Consider the following 18936-nt stretch of genomic DNA (forward strand, 5'->3'; position numbering starts at 1 on the left):
CCGGAAAAAGAAAGGAACAAGGACGTCCCATGAATCATGTTTTTCGCACTGTCTATAACTGCACGCTGGGAGTCTGGCAGGTCGCATCAGAGCTGGTGACCGCGCGGGGTGGGGGTAATACGGGCAGCGCCTGCGCCGGGCGCCGCAGCGGGGTTTCCGCGACTTTGCGCCCATTGAGTTTTGGCCTGTGGTTGGCGCTGGGGTGGGTGGGCCTGGCCGCGCCGGCCCTGGCCGAGGCGGAGCCGGTAGGAATGGCGCAGGTGCAGGGACGCATCCTCGCCGATCCCAAGGCACCGGGTGGACAGCGCCCGACAGTGATATTCGCCCCCAATGGCGTGCCCCTGGTCAACATCACCACGCCGAGCGAGGCCGGGGTGTCACGCAACCTGTATAGCCAGTTTGATGTGGGCAGTGACGGTGCGATCCTCAATAATTCGCGCAGCGATACCCAGACCCAGCTTGGCGGCTGGGTTCAGGGCAACCCGTGGCTGGCGACCGGCACCGCAAAGGTAATCCTCAACGAAGTCAATTCCGCCGACCCCAGCCGCCTGCACGGATACATCGAAGTGGCCGGTGCCCGCGCCGAAGTGGTCATCGCTAACCCGGCGGGCATCCAGGTTAACGGCGGCGGCTTTATCAATACCCCTCGCGTTACCCTCACTACCGGCCGCCCGGTTCTCAGCGGCGGTGCCCTGGACCACTACCGGGTGGAGCGCGGTGCTATCCGTGTGGAGGGCGCCGGCCTCGACACCAGCCGGGTGGATTACACCAATATCATTGCCCGCGCGCTGGAAGTGCACGGTGGCATCTGGGCCAATGAACTGCGGGCCACCCTCGGGACCAATCGCGTCAGTGCGGACCACCAGCAGGTGACCGCCACGGCCGAATCCGCGGCCAGCGGTGACGCTTATGCCGCGCAGCCGGAGCTCGCCCTGGACGTGGGCGCGCTGGGGGGGATGTACGCCAACAAAATCTGGCTGGTGGGCAATGAACAGGGGCTCGGGGCGCGCAATGCCGGCGATATCGGTGCCCAGGCCGGGGGCCTGGTGGTGACCGTCGATGGCCGCCTGGAAAATACCGGTGCCCTGCAATCCACCGGCGACGCGCAGGTCAGTGCTACCGGTGGCCTGGCAAACGCCGGAACCCTCAGCGCCGCGCGCGAACTGTCCCTCTCTACGGGTGCTGATATCGACAATCGCGGCGGCACGCTCAATGCCCGGCGCCTGGACCTCAGTGCCGATGCCCTGCGCAACCGTGACGGCACTATAGAGCAGACCGGAACGCAAGAGCTGGCCATTGACACCGGATCTCTCAGTAACCGGGATGGTGGCCGCATCGGGCTGTCGCAGCCGCTGTCTGGTGATGGCGGCGGGGCTGAGGGCGGCAATAACGGCACACCGGCAGACGACAGCCCGGTGCCGGAAGATGGCGCCGACGCGGGTAATGGGGATGGCGATGGCAGTACCAGCCCGCCACCCAGTGCTGCGCCGCTGGCGGGTGGTGTTATCGACATTGCCGGCATCCTGGACAATGACGGTGGCCAGATCGTTGCCGGCGGTGCCGTGGACCTGAATATCAGTAGCGGCTTCGATAACAGCGGCGGCCAGCTCGGTGCACGCCGCCTGGCCCTGCAAGGCGGCGACCTGCACAACCGTGACGGCAACCTGATTGTCAGTGATGCCGCCCGTATCGAAGCCGCTGGTGTCGATAACGACGGCGGCGTGCTGACTTTCCGGGACACCCTTACCTTTGCGGCCGGGGAATTTTCCAACCGCGGCGGTAATCTGGTCCACAATGATGCCGATGATCTTGCCCTGCAAATTACCGGCACGCTCGACAACAGAGATGGCACTCTTGAGACCCGCGCTGGGACACTGACCATCGACAGTCATACCCTGGTCAATGAACAGGGCCGGATCACCCATGCCGGCAGCGCGGGGTTCGAGCTGCGGGCCGATACCTTCAGCGGTGCCGCCGGTACCATTACCACCGCGGGCGAAGCTCAAGTTAACGTCGGCAATGCCGACCACCGCGGCGGAACCCTGAGTGCTAGCCGCATCACCCTCGACGCGGACAATTTTGACAACCGCGGTGGCACCCTGGTCGGCAGCGGCGAGCAGGACAATACAATCACCGTGGCCGGCACCCTGGACAACGGCACCCACAACGCCCGGGGTGGCAGTATCGCCAGTAACGGTGACCTGCAGATTCAGGCCGGCACCCTTGGCAATGCCGGCGGCAGTATCCAGCACGCGGGCACCGGCAGCCTGCAAATCGCTGCCGACAGCCTTGCAGGTGCCGGTGGCACCATTGCCAGCAACGGTGACCTGACCCTCACGGGCAATACAATCGATCTCAGCGGTGGCAGCACCAGTGCCGAACGCATTGCCATCGTTAGTGCCGACCTCGCCACCAGCGATGGCAACCTGGTGGCCACGGGTGAAGAGGCGTTGCAACTTGATATTGCCGGTACGCTGAACAACGACCGCGGCACCCTGGCTACCAATGGCGCCCTGGATCTCAGCGCCGGAGAACTCAGCAACCGTGAGGGCAGCCTGCAGGTGGCCGGCACTGGCCACAGTCAAATTGAGGTGGGCGGTAGTTTCGATAACACTGAAGGCCGCTTCATCACCGCCGGTGATGTCGACATCGATGCGGCGACACTGCTGAATACCGCTGGCAGCCTGCAGGCGGCCGGCGAATCCAGTCTCCGGCTGGCGGTTGCAGGGCGCCTGGACAACAGCCTTGCGGGCCAGATTGGTGCTGGTGACACATTGCAGGTCACCGCCACAACCCTCGTAAACACCGCCGGCCAGATTGAACACGCCGGCGATGGCAACCTGCAGATCGATGCCGTCACGCTCGAGGGTCCCGGTGGAAGTATCGCCAGTAATGGCTCGCTCCTCGTAACCGGTGACCGCGTCGATCTCAGTGGCGCCACCACCAGTGCCGAGCGCATCACAATAGACGCCGGCGATCTCACTAATGCGGAAGGCAGCCTGGTCGCCTCTAGCGCAGAAGCGCTGCAACTTTCCGTTACCGGCAGCATGAACAACGACCGCGGCACCCTCGCCACCAATGGCGCCTTTGAGCTGGGTATCGGTGAACTCAGCAATCGCGAAGGCAACCTGCAGGCCGCTGGTACCGGTGCCAGCCGGGTTCAGGTAAGCGGCAGTTTTGATAATAGCGGCGGCAGCCTGATTGCCGGCGGTGATACTGATATCACTGCTCGCAGTCTCATCAATAGCGGCGGAAGCCTGCAAGCGGCCGGTGAATCCAGCCTGCAGCTCACCGTCGAGGAGCTGCTGGACAACAGCCTCGCCGGCCTGATCGGTGCCGGCGGTGAACTGCGTCTCAGCGCCACGACCCTCGACAACAGCGCAGGCCGCATCGAACACGCCGGCCGCGGTAGCCTGCGGATCGACGTCGCCAGTCTCGAGGGGGCCGGCGGCACCATTGCCAGCAACGGCACGCTTGCTGTCACCGGCGACAGTGTCGATGTCAGTGGCGGCACCACCAGTGCCGAGCGGATCACGATAGGCGCCGGTGAGCTCACCACCGCGCAAGGCAGCCTGATAGCCACCGGGGAAGACGCGCTGCAACTCCAGGTCTCCGGCAACCTGAACAATAACGGCGGCACCATCGCCGGTAATGGCGCCTTCGATTTCAGCATCGGGGAACTGAGCAACCGCGAAGGCACCCTGCAGGCTGCGGGTTTCGATCCCAGCCAACTGTTGATCAGTGGAAATTTCGATAACAGTGACGGCAGCCTGATCACCGATAGTGACACCAGCATTGTGGCCGGTAACCTCATCAATACCGGTGGCAGCCTGCAGACGGCCGGTGCATCGGGCCTCCGGCTTACCGTCGAAGACCTGCTGGACAACAGCTTCGCTGGCCTGATTGCCACCGGCGGTGAGTTGCAACTTGTTGCCGCCACATTCAATAACAGCGCGGGTACCGTCAACGCTGGCGATGCGGTCGACATCGCCACGCAAGAACTGGACAACGATGGCGGTACGCTGGTCGGCAATGGCGCATTGATCCTGGGTGCCGACAGCCTGAGCAACCGGCAGCAGGGTGTCATCGCCTCCCTGGAGAACAGTGTCGAGCTGGATATCGCGGGCCTCACCGACAACCGCGGCGGCACGATCCAGGCGGCCCTCGACCTGACCCTCGCCAGCTTCGGCCTCGACAATGCCGGCGGCAAGATCCTGGGCGGCACGCTCAATGGCAATACGACTATTGATACCCGCGGGCAAAACCTTGAAAACAACGGCGGCACCATTGCCTCGGCCAGCGGTACCCTCGATATCCGGAGCGGCGCCCTGGGCAATGACGGCGGCTTACTGCAATCCGCCGGAAACCTACACCTGGATACCGCCGGCCAGGCACTGGTCAACACCAACGCCGGGGACAGCGGTGGACTCGTCAGTGGTGGTAGCCTGGTACTCGCGACCGGCGCGCTGGACAACCGCGCCGGCCTCGTCCATGCCGGGGGTGACCTCATCGCGCGCAGCGATGTGCTCGACAATCGGAGCGGTGGCCAGTTCGGTGGCAGCGGCAATGTCGACCTGCAAGGGACAGAGCTGCGCAATAACGGCGGTGTTCTCCATTCGGGCGGCGATCTCGGGGTGTTGCTCACCGGCACTGCCGACAACGATGCCGGCCTGATCAGTGCCGGCAGTGGCCTCAGTATCACAGCGGCAATTGTCGACACCCGCAATACGCAGGGAGAAACCCCGCTCGGCCCTCTCGGTCTTCAGGGCGACAGCATCGACCTCAGCGCCGGCCGCATCGAAAACCGCAATGGCCTGGTCGCCGCGGATACGCGCATCGAGATCACCGGCAGCCAGCTCGACAACACCCGCGGCGAAATCTCTTCCGCCGACACACTTGGCCTGACCGTCGACGTTGTCAGCAACACGCTCGGCACCCTTTTCTCCGGCACGTCGCAGACAATCACCGCCGACAGCCTCAGCGGTGACGGGCGTATCCTCTCGCAGGGCGAGCTCACCCTCACCCTGAAGCGGGATTTCACCAATACTGGCGAAGTCACCGCTAATGGTAGGGCCGAGATCAATACCGATGGCCTGCTCATTAACGAGAGCACCATCCAGGCCGGCGAGCTTCTTCTCCGCGCCACGGATATCGACAATACAGCCGGCGGCGAAATCAGCGGTGGCTTCACGCAGCTGAGCGCCAGCGAGAGCGTGACCAACCGCGGCCTGATCGACGGTGCCCAAACCCGCATCGACACCGACACCCTCGATAATATCGGCAGCGGTCGCATCTATGGCGACCATATTGCAATCCAGGCCGAAACGATCACCAACAGGGAGGAGAGCCTCGGAGGTGAAACCAGGTCCGCGGTTATCGCCGCCCGCCAGCGACTCGATATTGCCACCGGCTCACTGATCAATCGGGAAGAATCCCTGATCTTCAGCGCTGGTGCCGGCGCCGAGGCACTGAATATCGGCGGCCAGCTGGATGAAAATGGCCATGCCACTGGCCGTGCCGGTTTTGTGCATAACGCCAGTGCCACCATCGAATCCCTCGGGGGCCTCACCATTGACACCACGCGCCTGCTCAACAGCAACGAGCACTTTGCCAGCGCGGAGATACAGGTCGCCGGGCCCACTGATATCGTGCTGATCCAACCCAAGGGATATCAGGACAAATACACGCAAAGCGAACTCTTCGCGCTGGGCTGGACCTATACCAACTGGAAGGGTGTTGGCGCCTACTATGATCCATCCGGCAAGCGCGTCGAAGATTGGACGCAATACGAAGTCACTCGCACCGAATACGAAACCCAGGTAACCGAAAGCGCTCCGGCTGTTATCCGCTCCGGTGGTGATATGACCCTGCGAGGCGGCGAGCTGGTGAATGACAAAAGCCAGATTCTCGCCGGTGGCGCCCTGATCATTGACCAGGACAGTCTGGACAATATTGACGCCGAGGGTGAATACCGGATCAACGAAATAGGCACCAGCCGCGCAACCTGGGTCAAGCTTACCGGCTGGGATGACGACCATAAACGCAAATGGGGCCAGGAGTCGGTATACGCACCTGGCGATCAAGTCACCAGCTTCGATTTGGGTTTAGCCAGAGCCGAGGAAAACCTGAGCGGCGCGGGAGACGGCTACAGTATTGTCGACCGCAATACCGATACGGCAGCCAGCGGTAGCGGCCGTGACAGCGCGGACGCAAGTACTGACTCCCGTGAGATTGAAGCGGTGGTGGCCGGCCTTCATGAAACCGACGGCCCGCAGAGCGAGTGGCGCCCGGAGATCGACACCACCGACGGTGCATCCGTCGGGGAAGGCCAAACAGCAGGCGCCGCCACAGGCCCACAATCGAGCGCGGGCATCACAACGCAGCGGGCCGATGGCTCCGTTCCCACAGAAATTCGCACCGTGGGCGCCGATACCGCCATCCCCCAGAGCAGCCTCTTCCGGGTGCAACCGGAGAGTGGCGACTACCTGATCGAAACTGACCCACGTTTTGCCAGTTACCGCGGCTGGCTTTCTTCCGACTACCTGCTGGACGCTCTGGATTACGACCAGGACCTGGTGCATAAACGCCTGGGCGACGGCTTTTACGAACAGACGTTGATTCGTGAACAGGTTGCCCAGCTTACCGGTCGCCGTTTTCTCGGCGATTACTCCAGTGATGAGGACCAGTACCGCGCCCTGCTCGAAGCCGGGGCCACCTACGCCGAAGCCTGGGACCTGCGCCCCGGTGTGGCGTTGACCGCCGAGCAGATGGCACAGCTCACCAGCGATATCGTCTGGCTGGTGGAGGAAACCGTCACCCTTCCGGACGGCAGCACTACTACCGCCCTCGTGCCCCAGGTCTACGTCCGCGCGCGCCCCGGTGACCTGGACGGTAATGGCACGCTGATTTCAGGCGAAAGCGTCCAGTTTGACCTGGCCCAGGATCTCACCAACACCGGCACCATTGCCGGCCGCAGCGCAGTCAAAATTACCGGGCAGAATCTCCGCAACCTCGGCGGTCGAATTACCGGCGACCAGGTATCGCTGCACGCCCGCAAAGACCTGGACAATATCGGCGGCACCATCGATGCCGAGAGCGGCCTCGCCGTCAGCGCCGGCCGCGATATCAGTATTGCCGCCACTACCCAGAGTGATAGCAACCGCGCCGGCCTCAGCGACTTCAGCCGCACCAATATCGATCGCATCGCCGGACTCTACGTCAGCAAGGGCAACCTGGTGGCCACTGCCGGCCGCGACTTCACCCTGCAGGCCGCCGAGATCGTCAATAGCGGTGACGGCGCAACGCAGGTCAGCGCCGGCCGCGACCTCGGCCTGGAAACCGTGGAGACCCAGTACCAGGAAAATACGGTCGGCGGTGACAACTACCACCTGAAGCAGGGCCATACCGAAGAAGTCGGCAGCAGTGTCCGCGGCGGTGGGCAGCTGCTGCTGAGCAGCGGTGGCGACACCAGCCTGCGCGGTGCCGAAGTCAGCGCCGGTGGCGATATCGGCCTGGTCTCCGGCGGTGACCTGCTGATCGAATCCGCCACCAATACCCGTAACTACGATTACTATCACAAGCAGGAAGCCAGCAGCTCCCTGAGCTCGGAAAAAACCACCGCCACCCAGCACTACACCGAAGAAGTGGTCGGCAGCAGCATCACCGCCGGTGGCGGCGTCGCCATGGTTGCCGAAGGCGATATCGCGATCCTCGGCAGCCAGGTGGATGCCGAAGATGATATCGTCCTGGACGGGCGCGACATCACCATTGCCGCCAGTGAGCAACGGCAGAGCCACTACCACGCCAGCAGCAAATCCGGGCCCCTCGGCAGTGAAGGCGCAGGCCAGGCCAGCGCTCAGCTACAGCTGGCTGCTGCCGAACTGAAGAGTGCGGCGGGCGATATCAGCCTCGACGCCGCGCGCAATATCACCATTGCCGCCAGCAACCTGGAAACCGTCACCGGCAACATCAACCTCACGGCCGTGGACGACCTGCTGATAGCCGCCGGCGAAGTGCTGGAAACCAGCAGCAGCTGGTCAGAAGACAGCGGCTACTTTACTGGCGGCGACTTCTACGCCTCCGAACAGCGCGCCGGCACCACCGAGACCACCGGTGCCCAGGGCAGCAACATCAGTGCTGGCAACAACCTTAATATCGACAGTGGCCGCGCCACGGTGATCGGCTCAGACCTTGGTGCCGGCAATAACCTCAACATCGAAACAGATATCGGCGATATCGAAATCCTCGCTGCCCGCGAGACCAGCCGAACCACCTACGGCGAAGAGGAAACGCGGGTCAGCTTCGGCGACGTGGCCAGCAGCCTCTCCAACCCCGACGAGCTGGTCAAGTCCGAAGACGGGCAGCTCAAGATCAAACTCGCCGACGCCGAGTATCGTGCCGTCGACAGCGAAAGCACCGAAGTCAGCTACCGGGGCAGTAACCTCACCGCCGGCAACGATCTGAGCCTTGATGCCATCGGCGACCTGACCGTGGAAGGCTCCAACCTGATCGCCGATACCGACGATAGCGGTGCCGGCGATATCGCGCTCGCCGGCGAAAACGTCGTCATCAGGGAAGCCAGGGACAGCCTGCAAACCAGTAGCGAGGAAACCAGCGGCAGCGCCGAACTCAATGTGGTGGTCCAGCACCAGGCTGTGGAAGTGGCCAAGGCGGCCAAAGCCCTGGACGAAGCCGCCGATAACCTCAAGCAGGCCAAGGAAGACTACCGCAAATATGAAAAAGACCTGAAAAACCTGAAGGGCACCCTCAAGCAGCTGGAAGCCGACTACCAGAACGGGGCCCCCGGTGTTAGCCAGGAGGATATCGTTGAACTGAAACAGATCATCGACGATGCCGAAGGCGACAAGGAGTGGTACCAGGCCGGCATTGTTGCCGCCGCTGCGGAGGTCACTTCAAAGACCACTGCGCTGACACAGCAGACCGCCGCCGCAGCCCAGAGCAGTGGCACCTACGGCTTCAATGCCGGCGTGCAGCTGGATGTCGACGCCACCCGTACCGGTAGCGAAAGCCAGCAGACCAGCTCCCTGGCCAGCAACCTCAGTGGCCAGAACATCACCATCAACACCGGCAATGAGGACGGTACCAGCGACGGCAGCACGCAAATCCGCGGCAGCCACCTGCAGGCCGACAACCAGATCGCCATCGATACCGGCGAACTGGCTATTGAAGCCAGCCGCGATACCGCCAGCCAGCGCACCCAGACCGACCACGGCCAATTCAGCGTGCAGCAAACCTTTTACGGTGCCGGCGGTGGTCCAACCGTCAGCGGCAGCATGGATAGAAGCCAGGCCCGGGACCGGCAAACCACTTACAACAACAGTACCCTCAGCGCTGACCAGATCGCCCTCAACAGCAGCGGTGACACCACCCTGGCAGGCGCAAACGTGCATGCGGGCAGCCAGCTGGATGTGGCCGTGGGTGGCGACCTAACCGTCGAATCCCAGCAAAACCGCGCCAGCGGCTCAAATAACAGCGCCGGTATCAGCGGTGGCTTCGGCACCAGCGGAGGAGATGACAGCGGCCTCACCAGTGTCAACGGCGGCGCCAACAGTGCCAACGGCAGTTACCAGAGCAAGGAAACCGTGCTCACCAGCCTCACCTCCGGCGGCGCGGCCGATATCGACGTCGGTGAACACACGCAGATCACCGGCGCACTGGTAGCCACCGTGGACGAGGAGGGTAATGACCTCGGTAACCTTGAGCTCAGCACCGAAACCCTCGACTACGCCGACCTCAGCAATACCGACTACACCAGCCAGCAGAATGCCGGTGCCAGCACCAGTGTCGGCTTCACGGGCAGCAACCCCGCCGATCCGGCACAGCAGAATGCTCAGGACGCGACCGGCGACGACCTGCGCCTGAACACCTCCAATGTTCAGTACAGCAACGAGAGTCAGTACAGCAAGGACAAGACCCTCGCGACTGTGGGCCAGGGTAATATCACTGTGCGGGATGAGGACAGTGAGGAGAATGGAGACCTGGCGGGCCTCAATCGCGATGTGAAGAGCACCGAAAAGGAGCTTTTCGAGGTTGAGCGGCAGGAAGGGAATATCGATGTAACCGTTGATCACCGGATACTACAAGAAGGGCTGATCGACACCATCGCTGGAGACCTTGAAACGATTGAAGCAGGTATCCAGCAGTGGGCAGAAACTCCACTGGGGCAAACACTTCGGGCCGGCTACACAGCGCTCCTTGAAGCATTCAATAACGGTACTATTGACGACGCCGAACTGCTTGCCCAAGTGAAAGCAATGGCTCGCACCATTGAGGAGCGAGAGCGCTGGTATAGAGAGCAAACTGGCACCATAGAGGAGGAAAGCACTCCTCCGATGCCTGGGGACTCTGAAGGCAATACCTATGACTATGCAGAAATCACCCTGGAAGGACCCCCCCAATCCGACGATGTAGAAAGTCAGGATGTGCCGGAATCACAAGAAACTATTCCGACGCAAGGTGAAGTCCTGGCTGAAATCGCCATACCGGCCTTCGACGCCGTGCTGCAGGACCTGGGTGGCAATGGTCTGGTTTCGGACGAGATCGCCGCGGGCTTCGGCAACCTGATAGAGACAGCCTACGCGAATCACCCGGAGGCGACGGAGGCGGCACTGGGCGCCCTGCAGTCTGTACAGGAAGCCGGTGCGGAGGTCCTTTTCGCTCTTGACGATGCCACCGGCAATGTTGTCATTTCCAACTGGAATAGCCTGAGTGAGGAAAACCAGGCACGTTTATCCGGAATGGCTGCGATTATTCCAGTTGCCAGGGCAAGGACGCCGGATCTGGATGCGCCTGAGAAACCTACATCCAATGACGGCGATTGGGGAGGAAGTTCAGGCGATGGTTCGGATATTGGGTCTGATGGTAAAGGAGGGGTTGAAACTTATTCGGGTTCGAATCCGGGGGTCGAGCCAGGTGCAGCTGATGCTGAGGCTGGTGACCTTTTAGCCAGAAATGATGGCGACCGCTTTGATCTAGATTATCATGAGAATCATATACCACCAGGAAGTAGAAATGGTGGGCACTTGTTGGAGAGGCATGTCGGATTATCTGATGCAGAGTTGATTGCAAGATCCAATGGTACAGGTGGGCAGCGTATACCGCTGGGTGGCTCTTCTTCTTTCTCTAGCAAGCAAGCTGCTGAGCATTATGTAAATCAAACGTTGAACAGGAATGAGGCTGAAATAAATTCTTGGTTGCAAAGCAATCCAGGCTCTAAGCCAAAAGCTTTCGACTCAATTTTTGTTCAGCCAACTGGCCGATACGTTCCTGCAAAAAGCTCTACTGCATCTAATGTCAATGGTGTTAGAGTGGTTGTGCAGGCTGACTCAACGAGCCCAAATGGCTACCGAATAATCACAGGTCACCCAATTGATGAGTAAAAGATATCCAGCGTTATTTAATTTGTTAGCGGGCCCGTTTTATCAGTGTTGGTACGAATATGACTGTAGGCCGGCATCTGAAATACTTTATGATGCTGTTGCTCAGTCAAAAGATGAAGAAAAAAGTTTAGCAATAAATGAGATTAATAAAATAGTTTCATGTTGCTATGAGTCTTCTCAGTTGGATGAGATTTTGGGGAAAGAGATTGGGTGCAACTACAACCCGGGTGATGATGGAATATCTAGCCTTGATTGGCTTTTAGAGATTAAAGAATCCTTGGAGAAGGAATTGAAAAAGAAAAAGGGAGTGTAAAAGGGGCACCCATTAACTGAATAGATACGCACGAATCACGTTTGCGTATACGTTATGATTCAGATCAATCAATATTTTTTTCGAAAGTAAATAATATGTTGAAGGCTGCGCCAATAGGCTTTGTGGAAGCAGCGAGTTCTCTCGCATCTAGCATGCGATGGCGCTATCTAAAAGAACAAAAAACTGTTACGGGACGGACAGTGGCGAAAAGTAGCGCTCGCAGTCGCGAATACCGTGAACCCAAGGTTTGCCTAGCTGCTCGCAGGCTTGGCGCACAGCATGGGCGCTACCGACCAGGCTCTTGAAGCGGCTCTCAAAGTTCCGGTTCAGGTAAAGCCAGTGTCGTGGATCAATTTGCAGGCGCTCGAGGATCGGCCGCAGCTTGCTGTCGATAGCTCCGCGTTTATTCTCCCGTAGGCAGCGTCCACTCCAGTCCACCAGCTCCAGGTAGTCCGACAGACGGAAGGGCATCCCCTCTGGCATGGATTGCCGGGGATTGCCCACGAAGGGGAATAGCTGATCAGGCTGATAGCCGCCATCCCTGGTCGCGGCAGTACGCCGCTGGACCGAGGTATGGTCGGAATCTTCCGGTGTCTCGGCCATTGTTGCCCGGATCGGGTTCAGGTCTACGTAGGCCATACAGGCTACCAGTGCCCGCTCGTCCAGCAGGGCCTGGGACTTGAAGCGGCCCTCCCAGAATCGACCGGTGCACCGGTCTTCCCGGTTGGCCTCACGGGCGATGGGCTCGTTGAGATAGCGCATAAACCAGCTGATGTCGGTAAGTCGCGCACGCCAGCTCTCTGCGACCACAGCAAGGCGGGCAAACTCAGCGGAGCCCAGGGCCTCTCCACGGACGAAACGCTGGGAAAGGCTCGTACCTTTGCACAGCTGGTGCCAGCGCTCCACTACTTCGCGTAGGTCCCAGTCAGCCGTCTGTGCGGAATTCACGTACAGCACCACATGGTAGTGGTTGCTCATCACAGCATAGGCACAGATCTCCAGCGCAAATATACGGGAGAGTGAAAGAAGTTGTTCCTCAATCCATTGCCGGCGGTGCTCAAAGCTCTGTCCCGTACGCTCGTCCCGCCCACACAGGAAGGCGCGTCGTACGCAGCGTGACACGCAGTGATAGTATGGAGTGGTTTCCGGGCAGATCTGGGTCTTACGCGGCCTGGTCATCGGTAGATTTCAGATTGCTGGATGGATAAACAGTATTTTGCATGGCTTGCCAAAGAGTGCAACAAGGAGGGCGCAGGATTGTCTTTATTTAATGGGTGTCCCTTTTATCGTCTTACGCCGTGCTGCAGGACCTGGGTGGCAATGGTGTGGTTTCGGACGAGATCGCCGCGGGCTTCGGCAACCTGATAGAGACAGCCTACGCGAATCACCCGGAGGCGACGGAGGCGGCACTGGGCGCCCTGCAGTCTGTACAGGAAGCCGGTGCGGAGGTCCTTTTCGCTCTTGACGATGCCACCGGCAATGTGGTCATTTCCAACTGGAATAGCCTGAGTGAGGAAAACCAGGCACGTTTATCCGGAATGGCTGCGATTATTCCAGTTGCCAGGGCAAGGGCGCCGGATCTGGATGCGCCTGAAAAACCTACATCCAATGATGGCGATTGGGGAGAAGACTCTGGCGGTAGTTCGGATAGCGGGCCTGATAGTAGTCGTCTCGCTGATTCGGCGGATGCATCGGAAACGCCTGAATGGGATACTGCGCAGACTCGAGTGGATGGGGAATTTGATACGCCTGAGAGGGAGGTGGTTTCTGGTGATGCTAAAAATACAACTGTTGAAGATGAGATACCAAATGAAGTATTTGATCCAGGATTAAACATTACCCCAGACAGCACGATAGACGAGTACCCGTCTATCGGTGCTGATGGAACGTTTGTGACTGACTCAAAAGCTATTGAAAGCGTAATTGGTCCAATTCCCGAAGGAGCATCTGAAATTAGAATAACAAGACACCAAGCTGATGAACTTGAATCTGACCTTGGCTTAAATCCGGGCAGTTTAGAAAAGTCAAATACGCTTTCAGTAATCTCTAATATTGGCGAACGCTGTCCGCGATGCCCAGTCGGTGACGCCGGAAATGAACTGTTTTTAGGTGATGGTCAGGGTCTTCCTGGTGGAGGTCCAGAGTTGGTTGTAGAGAGTATTCCTTCTAATGGTGGCGACGGTGTTAAACAAATAAAAGTCATTGTCGAGGATTAGTTATGGACCCTGTACTAGAAAGAACTGGAAAAGAAATAAAGTGCCCTAAATGCTCATTTAACTTAAGGTATTCTTGGCTAAGCCTAATCAATAAAAACTGGATCGGGATGTACTCAAAAGATGGATTTTCTTTGTTGGTTAGCGAACAGTTGGCGAAAATGGCTGATAAAGAAGAGTTGCTAGAAAAAGTAGCTCGCACCTATGAGGAAAATAGAAATTTCGGCAAGCACTACGGGTTTTCTGTAAGAAATGAGATGAAGTGCCCAAATTGCAAGTTTCCGTTAACGTCGCGCACTAAAGAGAAGTACAGAAAAATAATAGATAGTCGTCTTGTGTTTTTAGACGGAATGACATTTATTAATGATGAAAAAAGTTACCAAGTGCGAATAAAAGTAAAGGATACCCATAACTAAAGTTTAGAGTGAGCTGAATCGGCAGATGCCTCCGTAGTCGTTCCGTCCGCAAAGAGATACACAACATAAATCCTGAAGGCGTGTCATTCTCTGATGAGTTGTGAGGTTTATAATGGATGATATCCCTGTTGCGAAAAATGAGTGTAAACCTTTATTGGAGCTTATTGAGTTAATTGGTGAGGCCGAGTGGAGGAAAGGTACTGCTAGCGAGTATGTCGCAAGAGAGAAAGGTAAATGGGTATTAAGAAAACAAACTCAATATCCCCCATCAGTTTCCTTTCGTTTCAAGAACGAAAAATCGGAAACTGTGAGTCGTTTGAAGCGTGCAATAGAGGGGTACGTGGGGTGCATAAGCTGGACCTTGACTAAGCATAAACGTGTAGATTTGCCGGGGACTAATTGGACAATAGAGCCTGCGCGGCTATGGGAGATAAAGGATAAGGCCAAAGAATTGGGAGTAACCCCCAAGCAATATATCGCCAAATATGAGCCAGGTTTTGGTCCAGTTGCTTTTGAGGACCTTTCTGGTTTAATTGAATATCTACGTAATGAATTTAACGTGCTAGGTTAACCGGAAACAGCAGGGAATGTATTTCAATATTAGGGGTCACCTAATACCTAATAAAAAGGACACCCATTAATTATTTATCTTGAGGCCAACTTCTACGGACCTTGCTTCTGTGTGATTGAGGATGGGTGCTCGACGGAGTAAAGGGCTAATTTGTGGGTGTCCGCGCCAGACCACTCTATGGAGGCGTAATGATTCCTCGCATCAGGTATGCGATGGCGCTATTTGAAAGCGTAGTTAGGTTTTACGTGACCGAAGGTGGGGAAAGGTAACGCTCGCAGTCGCGAATACCGTGCACCCAGCGTTTGCCCAGCTGCTCGCAGACTTGGCGTACAGCATTGGCACTACCCACCAGGCTCTTGAAGCGGCTCTCAAAGTTACGGTTCAGGTATAGCCAGTGCCGGGGATCAATTTGCAGTCGTTCAAGGATCGGCGGCAGCTTGCTGTCGATAGCCCCGCGTTTATCCTCCCGTAGGCAGCGCCCACTCCAGTCCACCAGTTCCAGGCAGTCCGACAGGCGGAAGGGCATCCCCTCTGGCATGGATTGCCGGGGATTGCCCACGAAGGGGAATAGCTGATCAGGCTGATAGCCGCCACCCCTGGCCGCGGCAATACGCCGCTGGAGCGAGGTATGGTCGGAATCTTCCGGTGTCTCAGCCATCTTGGCACGAATCGGGTTCAGGTCCCCGTAGGTCATACAGGCTGCCAGTGCCCGCTCATCCAGCAGGGCCTGGGACTTGAAGCGCCCTTCCCAGAATCGACCGGTGCACCGGTCTTCCCGGTTGGCCTCACGGGCGATAGATTCGTTGAGATAGCGCATAAACCAGCTGAAGTCTGTAAGGCGCTCACGCCAGCTTTCAGCGACCTCGGTAAGACGGTCAAGCTCGGCCGAGCCCAGGGTGTCCCCACAGGCGAAACGCTGGGAAAGGCTCGAACCCTTACATAGCTGATGCCAGCGTTCTACTACTTCGCGAAGGTCCCAGTCAGCCGCCTGTGCGGAATTCACATACAGCACCACATGGTAGTGATTGCTCATCACGGCATAGGCTCAGACCTCAAGCGCAAATACGTGGGAGAGCGAGAATATGCGGTCCTCAATCCATTGCCGGCGATGCTCAAAGCACTTCCCGGTACGATCGTCCAGTCCACATGGGAAGGCGCGCCGAACACAGTGCGATACGCAGTGATAGTATGGAGTGGTTTTCGGGCAGATCAGGGTCTTACGCGGCCTGGTCATCGGTAGATATCAGCTTGCTGGATGAATAAACAGTATTCTGCATGGCTAGCCAAAGAGTGCAACAAGCAGGGCGCAGGATTCTCTGTATTTGATGGGTGTCCCTTTTAATAATCGCTGTGAACTTTCCACGCCTCTCTCCACCGCCTGGTTCTGTGAATACCAGCGCGGGGAGATCTATGGCCTGGACCACGATCCACAGCGCTTTGAGCAGGGCTGGCTGCGCCCGAAGACCCGTATAAAGGGACTGTACCTGACCGGGCAGGACATCATGAGCTGCGGCGTGGCCGGCGCAATGTATGGCGGTGTGATTGCGGCGCAGAGCATTCTCGGCTGGCGCCGGGGCCTGCCGCTGCTGCGACGGGTTTTCGGCAATTCCGCGGGGGGTAAATCCGTGGATCACGGGGGTGGAGGCATCTCGGCACCGGTACAATCTTCCGAGTCTTCCTGAGGCGTTCCTTCGCCCGGCAAAGCTTCTGCCTCCATGGCATCAAGGACAGGAATATAGGAGTGCGCGGTGATAAAGGATTGCAGCCGCAATGGTGGATTGAAAGCGTTTCTCTTCCTGTCGGCAACCCTGGTTGCCGGCCTCTGTAGTGCCTACGATGAGGCGCTACCACGCTATGCGCTGGTGATCGGTAACAGCGATTACGCGTTTGCCCCGCTCAGGAACCCGGTCAATGATGCCCGGGATATGGCCAAAAAGCTGCGGAAGTTGCGTTACCGCACGACCCTGGCCACAGATATGAACCCGCAGCAGCTGCGGGCGACGGTGGCCGAATTCTATCGTTCCGTCTCCGGCGACAATGCGGTGACAGTGTTCTACTACGCCGGCCACGGGGTGCAGCTGCAGAATACCAATTACCTGGTACCGGTCGGGGTATCCATCGATGACCCCATGCAGCTGGTCGCCAACGCGTATTCGATCAATGAGCTGCTGCGGGAAGTGGAGCAGTCCGGCAGTAGCCAGAATATCGTGATCCTCGATGCCTGCCGCAACAATCCGTTCAGGAAGACCCGGGCGGTGGAGTCCCAGTTAAGGCAAATCCAGGCGGGATTGGCGATGGTGGAAGCGCCCCCCAGTACCCTGATTGCCTACGCCACCGAGCCCGGCAATGTGGCCGAGGATGGCCGGGGCAGGAATGGCACCTATACGCGGGCGCTGTTGCGGCATATTACCCGCGCGGAAACTGCCGAGGAGCTGTTCAAGAAAGTGCGCCGCGACGTTTTGCGGGCTACCGATAACCGCCAGACGCCGTGGGAGCATTCCTCGCTGCTGGAAACCTTCTACTTTGCCCCACCCAGGAACAAGAAGATTCCCAATGTGGTGAGTTTCTAGCGGACAGGGTCCTGTCCAGAAGTTAACTGGCGGAGGTTAACTGGCGAGAGTTTACCGGTCAGAATACGCCGATAATTCCCGTCAGCAGCATGGTGGACTGTTCGCTGACACTGTCAAAGCGGGCGCTGCCGAAACGGATATCCTGCTGGTAACTGTTATACCGGAGCTTGCTGCGGAACAGCAGGCTGCCGGACATGGGTATTGTCCAGCCCAGGTTGATGGAATAGCCGCTGCTGCTACCACTGGTCTTGCCGTAGATGTCATCAAACTCCAGCATTTCGCCGGCTTCGACGCCATCGCCGTCACCGAAGAAGCGATTGTCGGCATCCAGTGAGGCATAGGCGACAGAGAAATCCAGTTTGCCGGCATTGGCAAAGCTTTTGCCGATATTGATTCCGGCAAATGGCCCGGACTGCCGGTAATACTCGTAATCCGTCGCGCGCGTGGCGCTGTCCCGGACAAACAGGTCCAGGTTGGTCTCCCCCGACTTGTAGCCAATAAAAACGCTGAACAGGTCGCTGGCCTGGTAGCCGAACGTGATATCCAGGTCCTGCCGGCTGGCGTCGCCGATAAAGTCCTCCTCGGAAACCTCGGCATCTTCCACCGAGCCGGAAATATTCAGGGCAAGGTTAAAGCGCTGGTAGGCCAGGCCGCCGGTGAGGTTTGCGACCGGGAAGACGATGGTCTGGTCGAGTTTTTCCGGAAAGGCATAGGTACCGTAGCCCATCTCCAGCCCGCCAAATTTGTGGATCTCCAGGCCCGGCGCGTCTTCCCCAGCCTGGGCGACAAGCACGGGCGATGCTGCGATGAGAAGGGAGCAGGCAAGCGCTCTACTGATATAGGTGGGCATCCGTTGCTCCATGGTTCCTTGTGATTAGGCCGGTACTTCTGTGCCGTCCTGTGTTTTCCCGGTTGTCGGCCTGACAGCGATCAGCCCGAGGGCAGTGGAGAGCAGGGCAAAGCTGAGGATAAACAGGCCATTGAGTTTTACCTGGTTATGCCTGATGGAGGCCGGCGTCCAGATCTTGCCCGGATCAAAGGCATAATCCATCAATAGCTCGGCCGGCAACAGGTTGCCGGGTTCGACGCCGGGGCGGTACTCATTGCCGATGGTGACGCGGATGTTTCGTGTGCCGTCCTGGGTGGGGACCGGCTGGGAGACGACGACACTGAAATAGGTAAGGAGGTAGAGGGCCAGTGCCGGTAACCCGAGCAACAGTGTTGCGCTTGCCAGCAACCGTCGCGCTGTCCGGCCCAGGGCCGGGCCCCAGATCCATACCAGGAACAGGCAGATGCAGCAGAAGGGAACGGCCATCTTTACCGCAAGGCCTGCGGGGTCCGGTGGATCTATTTCCCCGGCCCAGACTCCCAGGGGACCGGCCACCACCGCAGCCGTAGCTGCAGCCCAGAGGGAGCCAATGTTTTCCAGTGACGACCTGATATCCATGGCCGCC

Annotated in this window: 11 protein-coding genes; 7 read left to right on the forward strand and 4 right to left on the reverse strand. The window is 58.6% G+C overall.

Going from position 1 to position 18936, the window contains the following annotated elements; all coding sequences use genetic code 11:
• Positions 1-29: 29 nt before the first annotated feature.
• Together ACH6CX_RS12975 and ACH6CX_RS12980 are read left to right on the forward strand one after the other, a co-directional pair.
• On the forward strand, positions 30-11399 hold the full coding sequence (locus ACH6CX_RS12975; RefSeq protein WP_396675518.1) for a hemagglutinin repeat-containing protein: 11370 nt from the start codon (positions 30-32) through the stop codon (positions 11397-11399).
• Complete coding sequence (locus ACH6CX_RS12980; protein WP_237061932.1) at positions 11392-11712, forward strand: contact-dependent growth inhibition system immunity protein; 321 nt, start codon at positions 11392-11394, stop codon at positions 11710-11712. The genes ACH6CX_RS12975 and ACH6CX_RS12980 overlap by 8 nt, the downstream gene beginning before the upstream one ends.
• 186 nt (positions 11713-11898) lie before the next feature.
• On the opposite strand, the gene ACH6CX_RS12985 is transcribed toward ACH6CX_RS12980, so the two are convergent.
• Entirely contained in the window at positions 11899-12891 is a 993-nt protein-coding gene (locus tag ACH6CX_RS12985; protein ID WP_237061930.1) for a transposase, read from the reverse strand.
• Positions 12892-13010: 119 nt separating this feature from the next.
• On the opposite strand from ACH6CX_RS12985, the gene ACH6CX_RS12990 reads away from it, so the two are divergent.
• The 3 genes from ACH6CX_RS12990 to ACH6CX_RS13000 all read left to right on the forward strand — a co-directional run bounded on the left by ACH6CX_RS12990 (position 13011) and on the right by ACH6CX_RS13000 (position 14912).
• Positions 13011-13928 carry a hypothetical protein gene (locus tag ACH6CX_RS12990; RefSeq protein WP_334079315.1) on the forward strand — a complete coding sequence of 306 codons (918 nt, stop codon included), beginning with the start codon at positions 13011-13013 and terminating at the stop codon, positions 13926-13928.
• Between the two features lie 2 nt (positions 13929-13930).
• Positions 13931-14341 carry a hypothetical protein gene (locus ACH6CX_RS12995; RefSeq protein ID WP_237061927.1) on the forward strand — a complete coding sequence of 137 codons (411 nt, stop codon included), beginning with the start codon at positions 13931-13933 and terminating at the stop codon, positions 14339-14341.
• A 112-nt stretch (positions 14342-14453) separates the two neighbouring features.
• The gene (locus tag ACH6CX_RS13000; RefSeq protein WP_396675519.1) at positions 14454-14912 is read left to right on the forward strand and encodes a hypothetical protein; all 459 of its coding nucleotides are present in this window, start codon (positions 14454-14456) and stop codon (positions 14910-14912) included.
• Positions 14913-15153: 241 nt separating this feature from the next.
• Here ACH6CX_RS13000 and ACH6CX_RS13005 read toward each other — a convergent pair whose 3' ends face one another.
• Positions 15154-15945, reverse strand: a complete 792-nt coding sequence (locus tag ACH6CX_RS13005; RefSeq protein WP_237061923.1) for a transposase — start codon at positions 15943-15945, stop codon at positions 15154-15156.
• 292 nt (positions 15946-16237) lie between these two features.
• Between ACH6CX_RS13005 and ACH6CX_RS13010 the strand changes: the two genes are divergently transcribed.
• On the forward strand, positions 16238-16594 hold the full coding sequence (locus ACH6CX_RS13010; RefSeq protein WP_237061922.1) for a hypothetical protein: 357 nt from the start codon (positions 16238-16240) through the stop codon (positions 16592-16594).
• Positions 16595-16660: 66 nt separating this feature from the next.
• Complete coding sequence (locus ACH6CX_RS13015) at positions 16661-17482, forward strand: caspase domain-containing protein (protein WP_396675520.1); 822 nt, start codon at positions 16661-16663, stop codon at positions 17480-17482.
• A gap of 58 nt (positions 17483-17540) precedes the next feature.
• On the opposite strand, the gene ACH6CX_RS13020 is transcribed toward ACH6CX_RS13015, so the two are convergent.
• Both ACH6CX_RS13020 and ACH6CX_RS13025 read right to left on the reverse strand, forming a co-directional pair.
• Positions 17541-18332: a hypothetical protein gene (locus tag ACH6CX_RS13020; protein WP_396675521.1), complete on the reverse strand. Its 792-nt coding sequence runs from the start codon at positions 18330-18332 to the stop codon at positions 17541-17543.
• A gap of 24 nt (positions 18333-18356) precedes the next feature.
• Positions 18357-18929 carry a hypothetical protein gene (locus ACH6CX_RS13025; protein ID WP_334079298.1) on the reverse strand — a complete coding sequence of 191 codons (573 nt, stop codon included), beginning with the start codon at positions 18927-18929 and terminating at the stop codon, positions 18357-18359.
• Positions 18930-18936: the final 7 nt, after the last annotated feature.

Source organism: Microbulbifer sp. JSM ZJ756, assembly GCF_044383805.1.
Lineage (GTDB): Bacteria > Pseudomonadota > Gammaproteobacteria > Pseudomonadales > Cellvibrionaceae > Microbulbifer > Microbulbifer zhoushanensis.

Coding starts and splice junctions, on each gene's coding strand:
- ACH6CX_RS13005 (WP_237061923.1), bottom strand. CDS start 15,945: ATGAGCAATCACTACCATGTGGTGCTGTATGTGAATTCCGCACAGGCG.
- ACH6CX_RS13020 (WP_396675521.1), bottom strand. CDS start 18,332: ATGCCCACCTATATCAGTAGAGCGCTTGCCTGCTCCCTTCTCATCGCA.
- ACH6CX_RS12995 (WP_237061927.1), top strand. CDS start 13,931: ATGGACCCTGTACTAGAAAGAACTGGAAAAGAAATAAAGTGCCCTAAA.
- ACH6CX_RS12985 (WP_237061930.1), bottom strand. CDS start 12,891: ATGACCAGGCCGCGTAAGACCCAGATCTGCCCGGAAACCACTCCATAC.
- ACH6CX_RS12975 (WP_396675518.1), top strand. CDS start 30: ATGAATCATGTTTTTCGCACTGTCTATAACTGCACGCTGGGAGTCTGG.
- ACH6CX_RS12980 (WP_237061932.1), top strand. CDS start 11,392: ATGAGTAAAAGATATCCAGCGTTATTTAATTTGTTAGCGGGCCCGTTT.
- ACH6CX_RS13000 (WP_396675519.1), top strand. CDS start 14,454: ATGGATGATATCCCTGTTGCGAAAAATGAGTGTAAACCTTTATTGGAG.
- ACH6CX_RS13025 (WP_334079298.1), bottom strand. CDS start 18,929: ATGGATATCAGGTCGTCACTGGAAAACATTGGCTCCCTCTGGGCTGCA.
- ACH6CX_RS13010 (WP_237061922.1), top strand. CDS start 16,238: ATGGGTGTCCCTTTTAATAATCGCTGTGAACTTTCCACGCCTCTCTCC.